The sequence below is a fragment of the Paenibacillus sp. 3LSP genome (assembly GCF_032465655.1).
Taxonomy (GTDB): domain Bacteria; phylum Bacillota; class Bacilli; order Paenibacillales; family Paenibacillaceae; genus Fontibacillus; species Fontibacillus barengoltzii.
This window is the reverse complement of record NZ_JAWDJI010000056.1, coordinates 1-15,374: the sequence shown is the minus strand read 5'-3', so window position 1 is coordinate 15,374 and position 15,374 is coordinate 1. Positions and strand designations below refer to the sequence as shown.

Annotated in this window: 13 protein-coding genes; 12 read left to right on the top strand and 1 reads right to left on the bottom strand. The window is 52.1% G+C overall.

What is annotated here, in order from left to right:
- Positions 1 to 723 precede the first annotated feature (723 nt).
- From RW092_RS03835 to pssA, 7 genes are all read left to right on the top strand, one after another.
- On the top strand, positions 724 to 1,182 hold the full coding sequence (locus RW092_RS03835; protein WP_016310685.1) for a CtsR family transcriptional regulator: 459 nt from the start codon (positions 724 to 726) through the stop codon (positions 1,180 to 1,182).
- A 72-nt stretch (positions 1,183 to 1,254) separates the two neighbouring features.
- Positions 1,255 to 1,779: a protein-arginine kinase activator protein McsA gene (gene mcsA, locus RW092_RS03830; RefSeq protein WP_009226605.1), complete on the top strand. Its 525-nt coding sequence runs from the start codon at positions 1,255 to 1,257 to the stop codon at positions 1,777 to 1,779.
- A gap of 12 nt (positions 1,780 to 1,791) precedes the next feature.
- Complete coding sequence (mcsB, locus tag RW092_RS03825; protein WP_127576679.1) at positions 1,792 to 2,850, top strand: protein-arginine kinase McsB; 1,059 nt, start codon at positions 1,792 to 1,794, stop codon at positions 2,848 to 2,850.
- A gap of 33 nt (positions 2,851 to 2,883) precedes the next feature.
- A complete protein-coding gene (gene clpC / locus RW092_RS03820; RefSeq protein ID WP_028540157.1) occupies positions 2,884 to 5,328 on the top strand; it encodes an ATP-dependent protease ATP-binding subunit ClpC in 2,445 nt (814 codons plus the stop codon).
- A gap of 238 nt (positions 5,329 to 5,566) precedes the next feature.
- On the top strand, positions 5,567 to 6,934 hold the full coding sequence (gene radA, locus RW092_RS03815; protein ID WP_316009584.1) for a DNA repair protein RadA: 1,368 nt from the start codon (positions 5,567 to 5,569) through the stop codon (positions 6,932 to 6,934).
- A gap of 13 nt (positions 6,935 to 6,947) precedes the next feature.
- Entirely contained in the window at positions 6,948 to 8,024 is a 1,077-nt protein-coding gene (gene disA, locus RW092_RS03810; RefSeq protein ID WP_028540159.1) for a DNA integrity scanning diadenylate cyclase DisA, read from the top strand.
- A 50-nt stretch (positions 8,025 to 8,074) separates the two neighbouring features.
- A complete protein-coding gene (gene pssA, locus RW092_RS03805) occupies positions 8,075 to 8,809 on the top strand; it encodes a CDP-diacylglycerol--serine O-phosphatidyltransferase (protein ID WP_316009583.1) in 735 nt (244 codons plus the stop codon).
- A gap of 123 nt (positions 8,810 to 8,932) precedes the next feature.
- Here the strand turns inward: pssA and RW092_RS03800 are convergent, their stop codons facing one another.
- The gene (locus tag RW092_RS03800) at positions 8,933 to 9,328 is read right to left on the bottom strand and encodes a nucleoside triphosphate pyrophosphohydrolase family protein (protein WP_016310692.1); all 396 of its coding nucleotides are present in this window, start codon (positions 9,326 to 9,328) and stop codon (positions 8,933 to 8,935) included.
- Positions 9,329 to 9,530: 202 nt separating this feature from the next.
- On the opposite strand from RW092_RS03800, the gene RW092_RS03795 reads away from it, so the two are divergent.
- From RW092_RS03795 to cysE, 5 genes are all read left to right on the top strand, one after another.
- Positions 9,531 to 10,619: a PIN/TRAM domain-containing protein gene (locus tag RW092_RS03795; protein ID WP_016310693.1), complete on the top strand. Its 1,089-nt coding sequence runs from the start codon at positions 9,531 to 9,533 to the stop codon at positions 10,617 to 10,619.
- Between the two features lie 73 nt (positions 10,620 to 10,692).
- Positions 10,693 to 11,403, top strand: coding sequence for a 2-C-methyl-D-erythritol 4-phosphate cytidylyltransferase (gene ispD / locus RW092_RS03790; RefSeq protein ID WP_316009582.1), 711 nt, complete (start codon positions 10,693 to 10,695; stop codon positions 11,401 to 11,403).
- Between the two features lie 211 nt (positions 11,404 to 11,614).
- Complete coding sequence (gene ispF / locus RW092_RS03785; RefSeq protein ID WP_016310695.1) at positions 11,615 to 12,103, top strand: 2-C-methyl-D-erythritol 2,4-cyclodiphosphate synthase; 489 nt, start codon at positions 11,615 to 11,617, stop codon at positions 12,101 to 12,103.
- A 78-nt stretch (positions 12,104 to 12,181) separates the two neighbouring features.
- Positions 12,182 to 13,642: a glutamate--tRNA ligase gene (gltX, locus tag RW092_RS03780; RefSeq protein ID WP_316009581.1), complete on the top strand. Its 1,461-nt coding sequence runs from the start codon at positions 12,182 to 12,184 to the stop codon at positions 13,640 to 13,642.
- Between the two features lie 811 nt (positions 13,643 to 14,453).
- Positions 14,454 to 15,113 carry a serine O-acetyltransferase gene (gene cysE / locus RW092_RS03775; RefSeq protein ID WP_127576682.1) on the top strand — a complete coding sequence of 220 codons (660 nt, stop codon included), beginning with the start codon at positions 14,454 to 14,456 and terminating at the stop codon, positions 15,111 to 15,113.
- The last annotated feature ends 261 nt before the right edge of the window (positions 15,114 to 15,374 follow it).

The following is a 15,374-nucleotide window of genomic DNA, read 5'->3' as shown; positions in this document are numbered from 1 at the left end:
TATTCTCCGACATTCAGCAAATTTAGGCATTTACAAATGACTGATTTTGAGTTATTGTTACCCATGCTATGGTCTCCTTCTGTTATGGAGTGGGTAACATGCCTACACCTTAACAATAGGAGATTTTTTTATGAGCAACCAGAAGAATACCAGTAATAGCAACCATATTTAGGATATTTTACAAACAATTTTTCTGTAATTTCTCATGTCAGGTTTGGTGCAAGGCTAGTGGCACTTTTGCAGTTATTTCAGGAAAAACAGCGATTCCAGCTCAAAATAACTGTATTTTTGCAGGAATCGCACACAAAAAGAGAAAGACCACACATGTCCAATAAGCACCAACCGTGCAAGGTTCTCATACGCTTTAGCACGAATATTTTGTAAGCGCAAAGTCCACACTGAAACTGAAACTGAAACTGAAACTGTAGCCCCTCTTGGCAAATCATCAAATTATGGTATAATGTTTATAAAGTCAAAGAAAGTCAAAGTCAACAGAACCGGATCATGATTCTCCTTATCGGTGATTCCCGGCATCCGGTACGCTGCACTTAAATTAGGACAGCATCTGTTTGAGCTTGCAATGTGCCTCTTCGCCCATGGCAAGCAACCGATTTTGACGATTGCGATGTGCCTCCAAGCCAAGACGCGCATCCATTCTTGACGACTTTTAGTGGTGTCAAACCGCAACATGAGATACACGTATGGAATAATGGAGGATGAGTGATGCGTAATATCTCCGATATCATCGAAAAATATCTCAAGAGTATTTTGCATGAAAGTCCTGAGGGGATTATAGAGATTCAACGTAACGAACTTGCCGACCAATTTTCCTGCGTGCCGTCGCAAATTAACTATGTCATCAGCACCCGTTTTACTCTGGAGAAGGGGTATCTGGTCGAGAGCAAGCGCGGCGGTGGCGGTTATGTTCGGATTCGGCGCCTGCAACTGCCGGGACCATCATCGCTGCACACCCACTTGCATGAAACGATTGGGGAAGAGATCGGGCAATCTGCGGCGGAAGGATTGATTTATCGCTTGGAAGAAGCCCGGGTTTTAACCCCTCGGGAGGCCGCAATGATGCGCTCGGCGATATCCCGCGATGTGCTGGCAGTGAAGCTGCCGTATCGCGACCAGATCCGGGCAAGACTGATGCGAGCGATGTTGATCTCATTGTTGAGTTAACTACATGATGTAACACCAATACAGGTTGAAGGATCTGCTGTCTTTAGTCTATCCCGTAAGGAGGGACGTGCGATGCAATGCCAAGAATGCGGCAAACGCCCGGCAACCTTGCATTTTACGAAAATCGTGAATGGCGAGAAAACGGAGTTTCACTTCTGTGAAACCTGCGCCAGGGAAAAAGGGGAGCTGATTCCCGGCACCTCGGGCGGCTTTTCGATTCATAACCTGCTGTCGGGCTTCCTTGATTTAGGTCCGGCGACCAAAGGTCAGATCTCCGGGCACAGCACACCAGAACATCTGCGCTGCGAAGAATGCGGTATGACGTATTCCCAGTTCAGCAAAATCGGGCGTTTTGGGTGCAGCTCTTGTTACAAATATTTCAATGATCGTCTAGATCCGTTGTTTAAGAAGGTCCACGGCAATACCGTCCACGTTGGGAAGGTGCCGAAACGGATCGGCGGTCATATTCAAGTCAAACGTAAGCTCGATGATCTTCGCCGTGAGCTGCAATACCGAATTCTCCAAGAGGAATTTGAGGTAGCTGCAGCCCTGCGGGACCAAATTCGTGAGCTTGAGAAGAACTTATCTGCAGAATAGGAGGGATGTAGGGTGACCAATCTCCGATTTACCGAACAGCCGCTGAGCGAATGGATGAGCCGCAAAGGGAAAGAATCCGATATCGTCATAAGCAGCCGGGTACGGATCGCCCGCAACATCCTGCACCATCCCTTCCCGATGTTGGCCACCAACACGCAATCGGAAGAGGTGCTGAATCTGCTGCAGGGGGTTCTGAGCGATAAAGCACTCCAGGCTCACGGCAAGCTATACCCGGTGCATCTGGCAGACTTGGATGAATTGGATAAACGAGTACTGGTTGAGAAGCATTTGATCAGTCCAAATCTGGCGAACGACTCCAGAAATGGAGCGGTCTTCATCAGCGAAGATGAGAGCCTGAGCATTATGGTGAATGAAGAGGATCATTTGCGCATTCAGTGTTTATATCCGGGACTCCAGGTTCAAGAGGCATGGGAAAAAGCGACGGCAATCGACGACATTTTCGAATCCCATGTGGACTATGCCTTCGACGACCGGCGCGGGTACTTAACCAGCTGTCCGACAAATGTAGGTACCGGACTTCGTGCTTCGGTCATGATGCATTTACCGGCACTGGTGCTGACGCAGCAGATCGGCCGCATTTTATCAGCGGTATCGCAGGTCGGTTTAACCGTCCGCGGGATCTACGGCGAAGGCAGTGAAGCGATGGGTAACTTGTTTCAAATCTCAAATCAGATTACACTAGGACAAAGCGAATCTGAGATCATTGAAAATTTATACGGCGTGGTTCTTCAGATCATTCAGCATGAGAAAACGGCGCGTGAGAAGCTGATCAGCGAATCGCGGCTGCGCATGATGGACCGGGTGATGCGCTCTTACGGGATTTTGTCCCAGGCGTACATCATCGACTCGAAGGAAGCCGCCCAGCGGCTGTCGGATGTACGACTTGGCGTTGACTTAGGGTTGATCGAAGGTGTATCTACTCAAGCGCTAAATGAATTGAACGTCATGACGCAACCCGGTTTTTTGCAGAAGAAATTCAGCAGCAGCATGTCCCCGGCGGAACGGGATATGTACCGCGCCAAACTCATTCGGGAACGAATGGGGAAATAACGGGTAGTACCAACTATGGAGGTGTAGGAGAAGATGATGTTTGGAAGATTTACGGAGCGTGCGCAGAAGGTGTTGGCACTAGCTCAAGAAGAAGCCGTAAGACTCGGACATAATAATATCGGAACAGAACACGTACTGCTCGGTTTGATCCGTGAAGGCGAAGGCATCGCCGCCAAAGCATTGATCGGATTGGGTCTGGGACTTGAGAAAATACAGGATGAAGTGGAAACGCTCATCGGTCGCGGACAAGAGCAACCGACCAATATCGCTTATACACCGCGTGCCAAGAAAGTGATCGAACTGTCTATGGATGAAGCGCGTAAACTCGGCCATACGTATGTTGGGACAGAGCATATTTTGCTCGGCCTGATTCGTGAAGGGGAAGGCGTAGCGGCCCGCGTGCTGAACAACCTGGGCATCAGCTTGAACAAAGCGCGTCAGCAAGTGCTGCAGCTGCTGGGCAGCAGTGAGGCCGTATCCAGCCATCACGGCACTCCAACGAACGTGAATACCCCAACGCTGGACAGCTTGGCCCGTGACTTGACGGCTGCGGCGAAAGAGGGCAATTTGGATCCGGTGATTGGCCGCAGTAAAGAAATCGAACGGGTAATTCAAGTGCTCAGCCGCCGGACGAAGAACAATCCGGTGCTAATCGGGGAACCGGGCGTCGGGAAAACCGCCATCGCGGAAGGTCTCGCGCAAAAGATCATTAACAACGAAATTCCGGAGACGCTGCGTGACAAACGCGTCATGACCCTGGATATGGGCTCCGTCGTTGCCGGTACGAAGTATCGCGGCGAATTTGAGGACCGTCTGAAGAAGATCATGGACGAAATCCGTCAAGCCGGGAACATCATCCTCTTTATCGACGAGTTGCATACGCTGATCGGGGCAGGCGGCGCAGAAGGCGCGATTGACGCTTCGAACATCTTGAAGCCGGCGCTGGCTCGCGGCGAGCTGCAATGCATCGGTGCAACTACATTGGATGAATACCGGAAATATATCGAAAAAGACGCCGCGCTGGAACGTCGTTTCCAACCGATCACAGTAGATCAGCCATCGGTCGAAGAAGCGATCCAAATTCTGCACGGACTGCGTGATCGCTATGAAGCGCACCATCGGGTGAAAATTACCGACGAAGCGATCGAGCAAGCGGTCAAACTGTCCGACCGCTACATCCAAGACCGCTTCCTGCCGGATAAAGCGATCGACCTGATCGACGAGGCGGGGTCTAAAGTAAGGCTCAACTCTTACACGGTACCGCCGAATCTGAAACAACTGGAAAGCCGCCTGGAGGATATCCGCAAGGAGAAAGACGCCGCGGTGCAAAGCCAGGAGTTCGAGAAAGCGGCAGCGCTTCGCGATACAGAACAGAAGATTCGTGAAGAGCTCGACATGACGAAGAATCAATGGAAAGAGAAACAAGGACGGACCGATTCCGAAGTGACGCCGGAGGATATCGCTCAAGTTGTTGCCAGCTGGACAGGAATTCCGGTGAACAAGCTGAAGGAAGAGGAAACCGAACGCTTGCTCAACATGGAGAAAATCCTGCATGAGCGCGTTATCGGTCAAGAGGAAGCCGTAAAGGCGGTCAGCCGGGCGATCCGCCGGGCACGCGCGGGACTTAAAGATCCGAAGCGTCCGATGGGCTCCTTTATCTTCCTGGGTCCAACTGGGGTAGGTAAAACCGAGCTTGCTCGCGCACTGGCCGAAGCGATGTTTGGCGATGAGAACGCGGTAATCCGGATCGATATGTCTGAGTACATGGAGAAACACTCCACCGCTCGTCTTGTCGGTGCGCCTCCAGGATATGTCGGATATGAAGAAGGTGGTCAGCTGACTGAAAAAGTACGCCGCAAACCGTACTCCGTTGTCCTGTTGGACGAAATCGAGAAGGCACATCCGGAAGTATTTAACATCCTGTTGCAGGTGTTGGAAGACGGCCGGTTGACCGACTCCAAGGGCCGCGTAGTGGATTTCCGCAATACGCTGATCATCTTGACCTCGAACGTGGGCGCTGATGCGATCAAACGCAATACACGTCTCGGATTCACGGCGGTTCAAGATGCGGGCGCGGATTACGAGAACATGAAGGGCAAAGTGATGGAAGAGCTGAAGAAGAGCTTCCGTCCGGAGTTCCTGAACCGGATCGACGAAATTATCGTCTTCCATTCGCTCGAGGAGCAACATATCGGTCAAATCGTCACCCTGATGTCCGAAGAACTGCGTAAACGCCTGCGCGAATACGATGTTGACTTCACGCTGACAGATCGGGCGAAGGCGTTCCTGGCTAAAGTGGGCTACGATCCTGCGTACGGGGCACGTCCGCTCCGCCGGGCAATTCAGAAGCATATCGAAGATCGCCTGTCCGAAGAACTGTTGACCGGTAACGTGAAGAAAGGCGATTCGTTGACGATTGACGAAGAAAATGGCGAATTGAAGGTCGAACGTACGGGAACGTTCATCAAAAATGCGTAACTTGTGTAAAAAAATGTTGGTAAATCCTACAAATCCGTAACGTTAAAGCCGATGAAATAATTGAAAGGCAGCTTCCAAAGCGATGCTTTGGGGCTGCCTTTTTTGAATCCTGCCGCCATGGCGGCCGTAACCTCCATAGCTTTCGATCCAAGCGAAAGGGTGGTAAAATTTTAGTAACCCTAAAGATACGGTGTCTGCTAAGTCTGTTAAATATTGCAGAGGCGAGAAGGAGAGATAAATGGTTAAAGTAAAACATAAGTTTTTATGCTCCGATTGCGGTTATGAATCGCCCAAATGGTATGGAAAATGCCCGGGTTGCGGCGCTTGGAACTCCATGGTCGAGGAAGTGGAGAAGCCCGTCAAAACGCAGGGGATGACTTCCGGGATTTTTCATGCGAAAGAAAAGCCGGAATCGATCATAAATATAGAGAGCGGCAAAGAACCGCGAATTCAAACAGGCATCGGGGAATTAAACCGGGTGCTTGGCGGCGGTGTCGTACCGGGCTCGCTGGTCCTGGTCGGGGGAGACCCCGGTATCGGGAAATCGACCCTGTTGCTGCAGACTTCGCACGAAATGGCACGCAGCGGCCTGAGAGTCTTGTATATCTCAGGGGAGGAATCTGTCCGCCAGACGAAGTTACGGGCGGAACGGCTGGGAGCCTTGTCTGCGGAACTGTTCGTCTTGTGCGAAAGCAGCATGGACGGGATCGAAGAAGCGATCGAACAAGTTAAACCAGACTTCCTGGTGATCGATTCGATCCAGACGGTTTACTTGCCGGAAGTGACTAGCGCTCCCGGAAGTGTATCCCAGGTGCGGGAATGTACAGCGAGGTTTATGCGAATTGCCAAAGGGCAAGGCATCGCTACGGTTCTGGTCGGTCACGTGACCAAGGAAGGGGCGATCGCCGGACCGCGTCTGCTGGAGCATATGGTCGATTGCGTATTGTATTTCGAAGGCGAACGGCATCATTCCTATCGGCTGCTGCGGGCCGTGAAGAACCGCTTTGGTTCGACGAATGAAATAGGGATTTTTGAAATGAACGAATCCGGCCTGGCGGAGGTAGCGAATCCGTCGGAGCTGTTTTTATCCGAGCGACCGCTCGGCGTGGCGGGCTCCACCGTTGTAGCCAGCATGGAGGGGACGCGCCCGATGCTGGTCGAGCTGCAGGCCTTGATTTCCGCCACCCATTTTCCTTCGCCAAGACGGATGGCCACGGGGGTAGACTATCAGCGGATGAACCTGATCATCGCCGTCCTTGAGAAGCGAATGGGGATGTTCCTGCAAAATCAGGACGCTTACGTCAACCTGGCCGGCGGGGTGAAGCTGGATGAACCGGCGGTTGATCTGGCCATCGCGGTAAGTGTAGCCTCAAGCTTCCGCGACCTCCCAACGAAGCCGTATGATGTTTTCTTTGGAGAAGTGGGGTTGACCGGCGAAGTACGGGCGGTTTCCCGGGCGGAGCAACGCGTGAAAGAAGCGGCCAAGCTGGGCTTTAAACGCGTCATTTTGCCGGAGAAGAGCATGAAAGGGTGGAAAGGTCCGCAAGGGATTGAATTAATAGGTGTAAATACCGTTGCAGATGCGCTAGCTGTTGCGTTAGATTAGGGGGCATTAGATGATGAAGGAAACTACCCATGCAGAGAAAATGAACGAATTGCTGAAACTTGTCGCACCGGGAACGGCTTTTCGTGACGGACTCGAGAACGTGTTACGGGCCAAAACCGGTGGTCTGATTGTGGTTGGTTACAGCCCGGAGGTCATGGAAGTCGTTGAGGGCGGCTTCTCCATCAACTGTGATTTCTCGCCGAACTATCTCTATGAACTGGCCAAAATGGACGGAGCCATTATCCTTAGTGAAGACTTGAAGCGGATACTGTATGCCAATACTCAACTGATCCCCGACTCCTCGATCGCTTCCTCGGAAACAGGGATTCGGCACCGTACGGCTGAACGGGTGGCCAAACAGACCGGTAAGCTGGTTGTATCCATCTCCCAGCGCCGGAACATTATCACGCTGTACCAAGGGGGATTACGATATGCCCTGAAGGAGATCGGCGTGATCCTAACGAAGGCGAACCAGGCGATTCAGACGTTGGAGAAATACCGCTCCGTTCTGAATCAAGCCTTAACGAACCTGACAGCTTCCGAGTTCGAGGAGCTTGTGTCCTTGCCAGAGGTGATCAACGTCATTCAACGGGTGGAAATGGTCATCCGGATCAAAATGGAGATCAAACGGTTCATCAATGAATTGGGAACCGAGGGACGTCTGATCAGTATGCAGATGGAGGAGCTGGTCAGCAACATGGAGGAAGAGGCCTGGCTGTTGTATAAGGACTATGCCAAGGATGACAGCGATGAAGCGATTCGAGAAATTATTATGGGGCTGAAGCGCTCCACCGACGATGAACTGCTGGATGATAACCATATTACGAAGCTTTTGGGCTATCCTTCTTCCGCCGCAACTTCAGAGGAGTTGATCTCACCGCGCGGGTATCGGGTGTTGAACAAAATTCCGCGTTTGCCGAATGTCATCATTCACAACCTGGTCGAACGGTTTGGCCGTTTACCCAATGTGATGATGGCCAGCATTGAGGAATTGGATGAAGTTGACGGGATCGGCGAAGTGCGAGCACGCTCCATCAAAGAGGGGCTCAAACGCTTGCAAGAACAGGTATTCATTGACAGACAAATCTAAATCACCTATCATCAATGAATGGTTCAGGAATATCTACTCGAGGTGAAGAGATGATTACAAAATCCCTTCCGAACCTGTTTACCTTAGGTAACATGGTTCTCGGAACGCTGGCGATTCTGCTGGCAATGGAAGGCCGATTTAGCTTGGCCGCCATTATGGTAATTGTCGCGATGCTGCTCGATGGGTTAGACGGACGGGTTGCCCGTGCTCTGAACGCCCAAAGCGAGTTCGGCAAAGAGCTCGATTCCTTATCGGATCTCATTTCATTTGGTTTGGCTCCAGCACTGATTATGTACATGATTTCCTTTCACAGCATTCCTTCCGGCGTCGCTTGGGCAGTGACGATCATCTTCCCGATGTGCGGGGCGTTGCGGCTGGCCCGGTTTAACGTTCAGAAGGGAGCTCCAGGATACTTCATCGGGTTGCCGATTCCGGCTGCAGGTGGAGTTCTGGCAACACTATCGTTGTTTTACCGGGAAATTTCGGCGCCCTACTTCGTGGTATCTATGCTTCTGTTATCGTATTTGATGATTAGCACAGTCAGATATCCGAATTTCAAGAAGATCGGCCTACCGAAGCGAACCATTATGTATACGCCGCTGGTTGTGATTTTTGCAGTGGTGATCGCCGTCGTATTTCCGGATCAGACCGCCAAGTTGATTTTTATCCCGTTGGTGATTTACGCGGCATACGGTCTTCGGCAGAACATCAACCGACTGCTTCGCCGCAAACATCAGGACGATGAAGATAATGACGCTCAAGAAGTGTATCGTCCCAAACGATAAGGGCAACCCACAACTTCACTAATAAGAAAAAGGCATGGATCTCCGCGGGCGGAAAGGATCGATGCCTTTTTGATTTCCTCTTTTACAATTGCATGTTCCCCATAACCTAAGTACAAGAACCCCTTACGATAAGTTAAAAAAACCCAGCGTGGCACATTTCTGCGATTCACGCTCCACGATCTCTTCCATGTTAATATCCAGCAAATTGCAAAGGGCGGACATATAGAAAAGGTTGCGTCCAAGCTCATTGGTGATGACATCCCGGCAATTCTCGCACAGTTCCCCATGGACGTGCTTGGCGATCGTTTCCTTGGCTTGTTGCAAATTCATGCCTGGCTCGAAGTCTTGCTTGGTGGCGTGCAGCTCGATGCAACCGCATTCGGTTACGGATTTGGTTACAGAACGGACGGCAGCGGCGTTGGTTTGTCCCATTTTCGACAAGACATCCAACAGGCTGCGGTGACGTAGCAACAGTTCAGAAACTTGTTCTTGAAAAGACTGTAGGCTTGGTGCGCTCATTTTCCATCCACCTCAATATTATGAATTGAATTCATTATATTCCACCTTTTCCTTCAAGATCAACCTGAAATCCCATCGTTATGGGGCGCATTCGGATTTTCGTTGGTACTTTTTTGGAAAAAAATAGAGGTCCACGATTAGGTGCTTTGAAATTGGTTCATACTGGCTAAAGAAGATACTTATTCAGGAGGTGAAGAGAGACGTGCTGAAAAAATACTCGATGATTTTAGCTGGTTTATGCGGGGCCTGGTTCGGTTATACAACCGGCGGCTTGTCCGGTGTGTTGCCGGGGGCTGCGAGCGACTGGTTTCGCGAAATGAACCCGATCGCAGCGAATTTAATCTGGGCTGCGGCCGGTGCGCTACTGTTCTTGTTCCTGTTCTCTATGGCTGCAGACGTCGTTTCTTCCAAAGTAAAAACGTGGATCGCTGCTTTAACGCGAATCCCGATGAATGAAATGGCTGCCGGTGCGGCCGGATTGACTGCGGGACTTCTTCTTTCCTTAATGGTCTACCCCCTGCTGTCCTGGCTCGGCACGCTGGAGAGCATGGCGCAATTCGCGGTATCGGCGCTGTTTGGTTACATTGGGCTTTACGTTGGGCTGGCGAAGAAGGAAGAACTGTCCTCGCTTTGGAAATCCGGGAAGTGGGGGACACCTGCTCCGGAAGAGGAGCGTTGGGCTGAGGAACACAAAATTTTGGATACGAGCGTGATTATTGACGGACGGATTGCCGACATCTGTAAAACCGGCTTCATCGAAGGAACGATTGTCATCCCGGAGTTCGTGCTGGAGGAGCTTCAGCATATCGCCGATTCCTCGGATTTGCTCAAGCGAAACCGCGGGCGGCGGGGGCTGGATATCCTGAACAAAATCCAGAAAGAACTGGATGTGAAAGTGATGATTTATGAAGGGGATTTCGAGGAAATCTCCGAGGTGGACAGCAAGCTCGTCAAACTAGCCAAGGTTCTGCAAGGGAAGGTCGTAACCAACGATTTTAACCTCAACAAGGTGTGTGAGCTGCAGGGCGTATCTGTGCTGAACATTAACGATTTGGCCAATGCGGTCAAACCGGTCGTGCTGCCTGGTGAAGAAATTATGGTTCAGGTGATCAAGGACGGCAAGGAGCATGGACAAGGGGTCGCTTACTTGGATGACGGGACGATGATCGTCGTCGAAGGCGGACGCGACTACATCGGCACCATTACCGAAGTGCTGGTGACCAGCGTGCTGCAGACCTCGGCGGGACGAATGATTTTTGCCAAACCAAAACTGTTGGAAAAAGCCCAGTAATTCGGTATGATGGAATTAACTGCGCTGCGTTTGGTTGCGGTGCGGTTGAATTCAGTTAAAGGTGAGGCAGATCATGACAGGGTTGCAAGCAAGCGGCGATACGGGAGTCATCGTGGTGGCGGCAGGCCGCGGCACACGAATGGGGACGGCAGAGAGTAAGCAGTATCTTCTGCTGGACGGGAAGCCGATCTTTATTCATACGCTGGAGGTGTTTCGGCGTCATCCATGGATCTCGCAAATCGTGCTTGTTACCGGGAAGCAAGATGTGGACCGGTGCCGGTCATGGATTACCGAATATGGCATAGGCGAACAAATACAGGTTATTCCGGGCGGGGCTGAGCGTCAAGACTCGGTACGCCAAGGCTTGCTGCATCTCAGCACTCCTTGGGTACTGGTGCATGACGGCGTCCGCCCTTTTGTCACGAGTGAGCAAATCACGGCTTGCTGCGAAGCCGTCAGAACGCATGGCGCGGCCGTCCTCGCCGTACCGGTGAAGGATACGATCAAGCAGGCGGACGCGCAGGGCTTTGTCGCAGCGACCCCGGATCGGCGCAGCCTGTGGGCGATACAGACACCGCAGGCTTTTCGGCGTACCGACCTGCTGGCGGCCCATGAGCGGGCCGTGGCGGAAGGCTTCGTCGGTACGGACGACGCGATGCTGGTCGAACGGCTGGGCATCCCCGTCAAGCTGGTGGAAGGGGCCTATGACAATATTAAAATCACGACGCCTGAGGACCTGGATTATGCGGAGTTTGTCCGGAGGAAGAGACGGCTTCGTGATTAAAAGATAGTCAGGTTTTAAGCACCGAGAAGGTTGGATGAAGGAAGGAGCGAGTAGCGGAGCGTAGGTAGATCCTACGTGAGCAACTCAAATGTTTCCGCAGGAAACATACTTCGAAAGCATACGCTTCGACTGACTGAATTCAAGATTCGATGTCGAGTTCACTTTCTCGAGTTGCTTCGTGATTAAAAGATGACTGGGAGAGGGTAGAAGGATGTTTAGAGTAGGACAAGGCTTTGACGTGCATCAGCTCGTGGAGGGCAGGCCGTGTATAATCGGCGGGGTGCATATCCCGTATGAGAAAGGCTTGCTGGGGCACTCGGACGCCGACGTGTTGTTGCATGCGATCAGCGACGCCATTTTGGGAGCGCTGGGGTTAGGAGATATCGGCCGCCACTTCCCGGATACCGATCCAGCGTTTAAAGACGCAGACAGCGTGGTGTTGTTACAGCACGTATGGGATATGGCAGTTGAGAAAGGCTATCGCATCGGCAATCTGGACGCAACGATCATTGCACAAAAGCCGAAAATGGCTCCGTACATCCCGCAAATGGTGGAGGTTATTGCCCGCACGCTGGGTGCACAGCCGGGGCTCATTAATGTAAAAGCTACGACCACCGAGCAACTCGGATTTACCGGACGCGGTGAAGGCATTGCGGCACAATGCGTTGTCTGTCTGGTTCAGAATGTGTTATCATCATAAGCTTGTGAGGTTATATTTTCGCTAACTATAAGGATAGAGCCTTGACGGCAACGTCATAAAATTAGGGAGGGGATTGGAATGGCTGAAGTACGCGTGCGCTATGCGCCGAGTCCAACGGGTCATTTACATATCGGGAACGCCAGAACGGCGTTGTTTAATTATTTGTTCGCCAGACATCACGGAGGCAAATTCATCGTCCGCATCGAAGATACGGACGTGAAGCGCAATGTGGCCGGCGGTGAGGAGAACCAGCTGACCTACCTCAAGTGGTTGGGCATGGACTGGGACGAAAGCGTGGATGTCGGTGGAAACTACGGACCGTACCGGCAAACAGAACGTCTGGATTTGTATCGCCCGCTGGTGCAAGATCTGCTGGACCGGGGGCTGGCTTATCGTTGCTACTGTACGGAAGAGGAACTGGAAAAAGAACGCGAAGAACAAATGGCGCGCGGAGAGACGCCGAAATACTCCGGGAAATGCCGTCATCTGACGCCGGAGCAACTGGCTGCGTACGACGCGGAAGGCCGCCAATACAGCATTCGTTTCCGTGTACCGGAAGGCCGTACGTTTAAGTTCGACGATTTGGTGAAAGGGCCAATTTCGTTTGAATCCGACGTCAGCGGAGATTTTGTCATTGTGAAAAAAGATGGCATTCCGACCTACAACTTCGCCGTTGTGCTGGACGATCATCTGATGAACATCACGCACGTACTGCGCGGGGAGGACCACGTGTCCAATACGCCTCGTCAGTTAATGATCTATGATGCGTTTGGTTGGGAACCGCCGGTATTTGGGCACATGACGCTGATCGTCGGGGAGAACCACAAAAAGCTAAGCAAACGCGACGAATCGGTCATTCAATTTATCGAGCAGTACGATCAACTCGGTTATTTGCCAGAAGCGATGTTTAACTTTATCGCCCTGCTTGGCTGGTCGCCGGAAGGGGAAGAGGAGATTTTCAGCAAGGATGAGCTGATTTCGATCTTCGATGCGAACCGTTTATCGCGCAGCCCGGCGGTGTTTGATACGAACAAGCTGGCGCACCTGAACAATCATTACATCAAGAACGCCGATCCGAAGCGGATCGCTTCGCTGGCCATCCCGCATTTGCAACAGGCAGGACGGCTTCCGGCGGAGCTGTCGCCGGAGCAGCAAGCATGGGCCGAGGCGCTTGTGGCGTTGTATCAAGAGCAAATGACGGCCGCTTCAGACATCGTGGAGCTGTCGGAGTTGTTCTTCCGCAGCGAGCTGTCGGTGGACGAAGAAGCCGCTGCCGTGCTGGCCGAGCCGCAAGTACCAAACGTGCTGTCGACGTTCTTGGCTAAGGTGGAAGGCCTTGCCGACTTCAGCGAGGAGAACATCGGCGCTGCCATCAAAGAGGTGCAGAAGGAGACGGGCAGCAAAGGAAAAGGCTTGTTCATGCCGATCCGCGTGGCACTGACCGGGCAAATGCACGGCCGTGACTTGAACCAGACGATTTTCCTGCTGGGCCGGGACAAGGTCATTGAGCGGTTGAAGGCGCGGATCGCTGCTTTGTAGGGCGGCGTAGGAAAGCTCAGTGTGGGCAACACGGCCCGGGCGGGCCGGCCAAGGTTGCCTAAGGCTGTCCAAGTCGCCCCCGTATCCGGCTGGCTTGTGCGCACGACGCATAGTACAATTGCGCTAACGCTTGCCACAGCACTTATTTAGGCGAAACGGACCGATTTTCTGTTCTAACGCTTATCAGAGTGCTTATTGTGGCAAATTAGGCCCATTTCCTTGCTGAAATCAAGGAATAAGGTGTCTGGCAAGCGTTAGCCCTGAATGTACCCTCTTTTTGCTCGAATAACGTCTGTGATCAGCGTTAGAAGGGATACATTTTTTCCGGGCTACCATTGTCAGTAGGACGTCCATTAGGTAATATTAATGCAGATAGACCTTGCAACTAGAACCATGGCGGCAGACCGCCGTCTTTAGAGCCAAAATGGCATAGATCGGGAGAAGTACGCGATCAGCCGTATCGACCAGAGAGGATAACCGGGACCCTTCAGAGCGGACCACGCAAAGAAGATACCAGGCTGGAAGTTATCTGGATATGTGCTGGCGGAAATGCACCCGGGAGCCGCGAATGCGAACACGCCTTGAATAAGGCGAGGTAGCTTTCGCCGTTTTGTCCGCGTTAAGGACTTTAAGAGGGAGGAGTCACCTTAAGAGCAAAGCTTGGTTGAGCCTGTAATGGACATCAACCGCCCCTAAAGGCGAACTCATCCAAAGCAGAGTGGAACCACGTCGTCAGGCGTCTCTGCAGCGTAAGCTGCAGGGACGTTTTTTTTAATTCTGTTTGCGATAGGAAAAGAAGGTGGGGAAGACTATGTTCAAGAGAATCCGATCCGATATTCAGGCGGTGTTCGACAATGACCCTGCGGCACGCAGCTGGTTCGAAGTGATCTTTACCTATTCCGGTCTGCATGCGATTTGGAGCCACCGGATTGCGCACTTTTTTTATCGTCACCGCTGGTATACAACGGCACGCATCATTTCGCAGGTGAGTCGGTTTTTTACCGGCATTGAGATCCATCCCGGGGCGCGAATCGGCAATCGGCTGTTTATCGACCATGGCATGGGCGTCGTCATTGGAGAAACTTGCGAAATCGGGGACGATGTGGTTATCTATCAGGGAGTCACGCTGGGCGGCAGCGGAAAGGAAAAAGGCAAACGGCATCCAACCGTCGGCAACAATGTCGTGATCGGTTCGGGGGCGAAGGTCCTGGGGTCGTTTAAGATCGGAGATCAGGCGAACATCGGAGCAAACTCGGTGGTTCTGAAGGAAGTGCCTGCCGGCAGCACCGTGGTTGGCATCCCGGGCCGAGTGGTTCGCCAGGACGGCAAACGTCTGGATCGGCTCAGCCATCAACTGCCGGACCCAGTCGTCGACGCAATGCGCGAGATGCAGCGTGAGATTGAGCAGTTGCGCGGCGAAGTCCGGGAGCTCAAGCAACAGCTGCGTGAGAAGCAGCCGACGGAAATGTAAACGGGTTTGGCTGAACGTGCTGATTGTGCGACTTGCTTCTAACGGACTCTAGAGACGTTAATGTATTGGAAAACGGGCTGTCTCAAATCTAACGGACACAGATGACGTTATTTGCCCCAAATTGCTTGTCTCTTGCGGGATTTATGCGGAATAAGGCCGCTGGAGTCCGTTGCTATGAACGTTTTTGTCAAGCCCTCGGTTTTAAATCTGCCTGAGCACGTGGCGCGAGAGCAAAAATGCGAGCGACGGTCGGCACGCTGC

What these genes read in the sequence shown, in the direction of transcription:
- ispD (WP_316009582.1), top strand. Translation starts at nt 10,693, where the DNA reads ATGACAGGGTTGCAAGCAAGCGGCGATACGGGAGTCATCGTGGTGGCG.
- radA (WP_316009584.1), top strand. Translation starts at nt 5,567, where the DNA reads ATGGTTAAAGTAAAACATAAGTTTTTATGCTCCGATTGCGGTTATGAA.
- cysE (WP_127576682.1), top strand. Translation starts at nt 14,454, where the DNA reads ATGTTCAAGAGAATCCGATCCGATATTCAGGCGGTGTTCGACAATGAC.
- clpC (WP_028540157.1), top strand. Translation starts at nt 2,884, where the DNA reads ATGATGTTTGGAAGATTTACGGAGCGTGCGCAGAAGGTGTTGGCACTA.
- disA (WP_028540159.1), top strand. Translation starts at nt 6,948, where the DNA reads ATGAAGGAAACTACCCATGCAGAGAAAATGAACGAATTGCTGAAACTT.
- RW092_RS03835 (WP_016310685.1), top strand. Translation starts at nt 724, where the DNA reads ATGCGTAATATCTCCGATATCATCGAAAAATATCTCAAGAGTATTTTG.
- gltX (WP_316009581.1), top strand. Translation starts at nt 12,182, where the DNA reads ATGGCTGAAGTACGCGTGCGCTATGCGCCGAGTCCAACGGGTCATTTA.
- RW092_RS03800 (WP_016310692.1), bottom strand. Translation starts at nt 9,328, where the DNA reads ATGAGCGCACCAAGCCTACAGTCTTTTCAAGAACAAGTTTCTGAACTG.
- pssA (WP_316009583.1), top strand. Translation starts at nt 8,075, where the DNA reads ATGATTACAAAATCCCTTCCGAACCTGTTTACCTTAGGTAACATGGTT.
- ispF (WP_016310695.1), top strand. Translation starts at nt 11,615, where the DNA reads ATGTTTAGAGTAGGACAAGGCTTTGACGTGCATCAGCTCGTGGAGGGC.
- mcsA (WP_009226605.1), top strand. Translation starts at nt 1,255, where the DNA reads ATGCAATGCCAAGAATGCGGCAAACGCCCGGCAACCTTGCATTTTACG.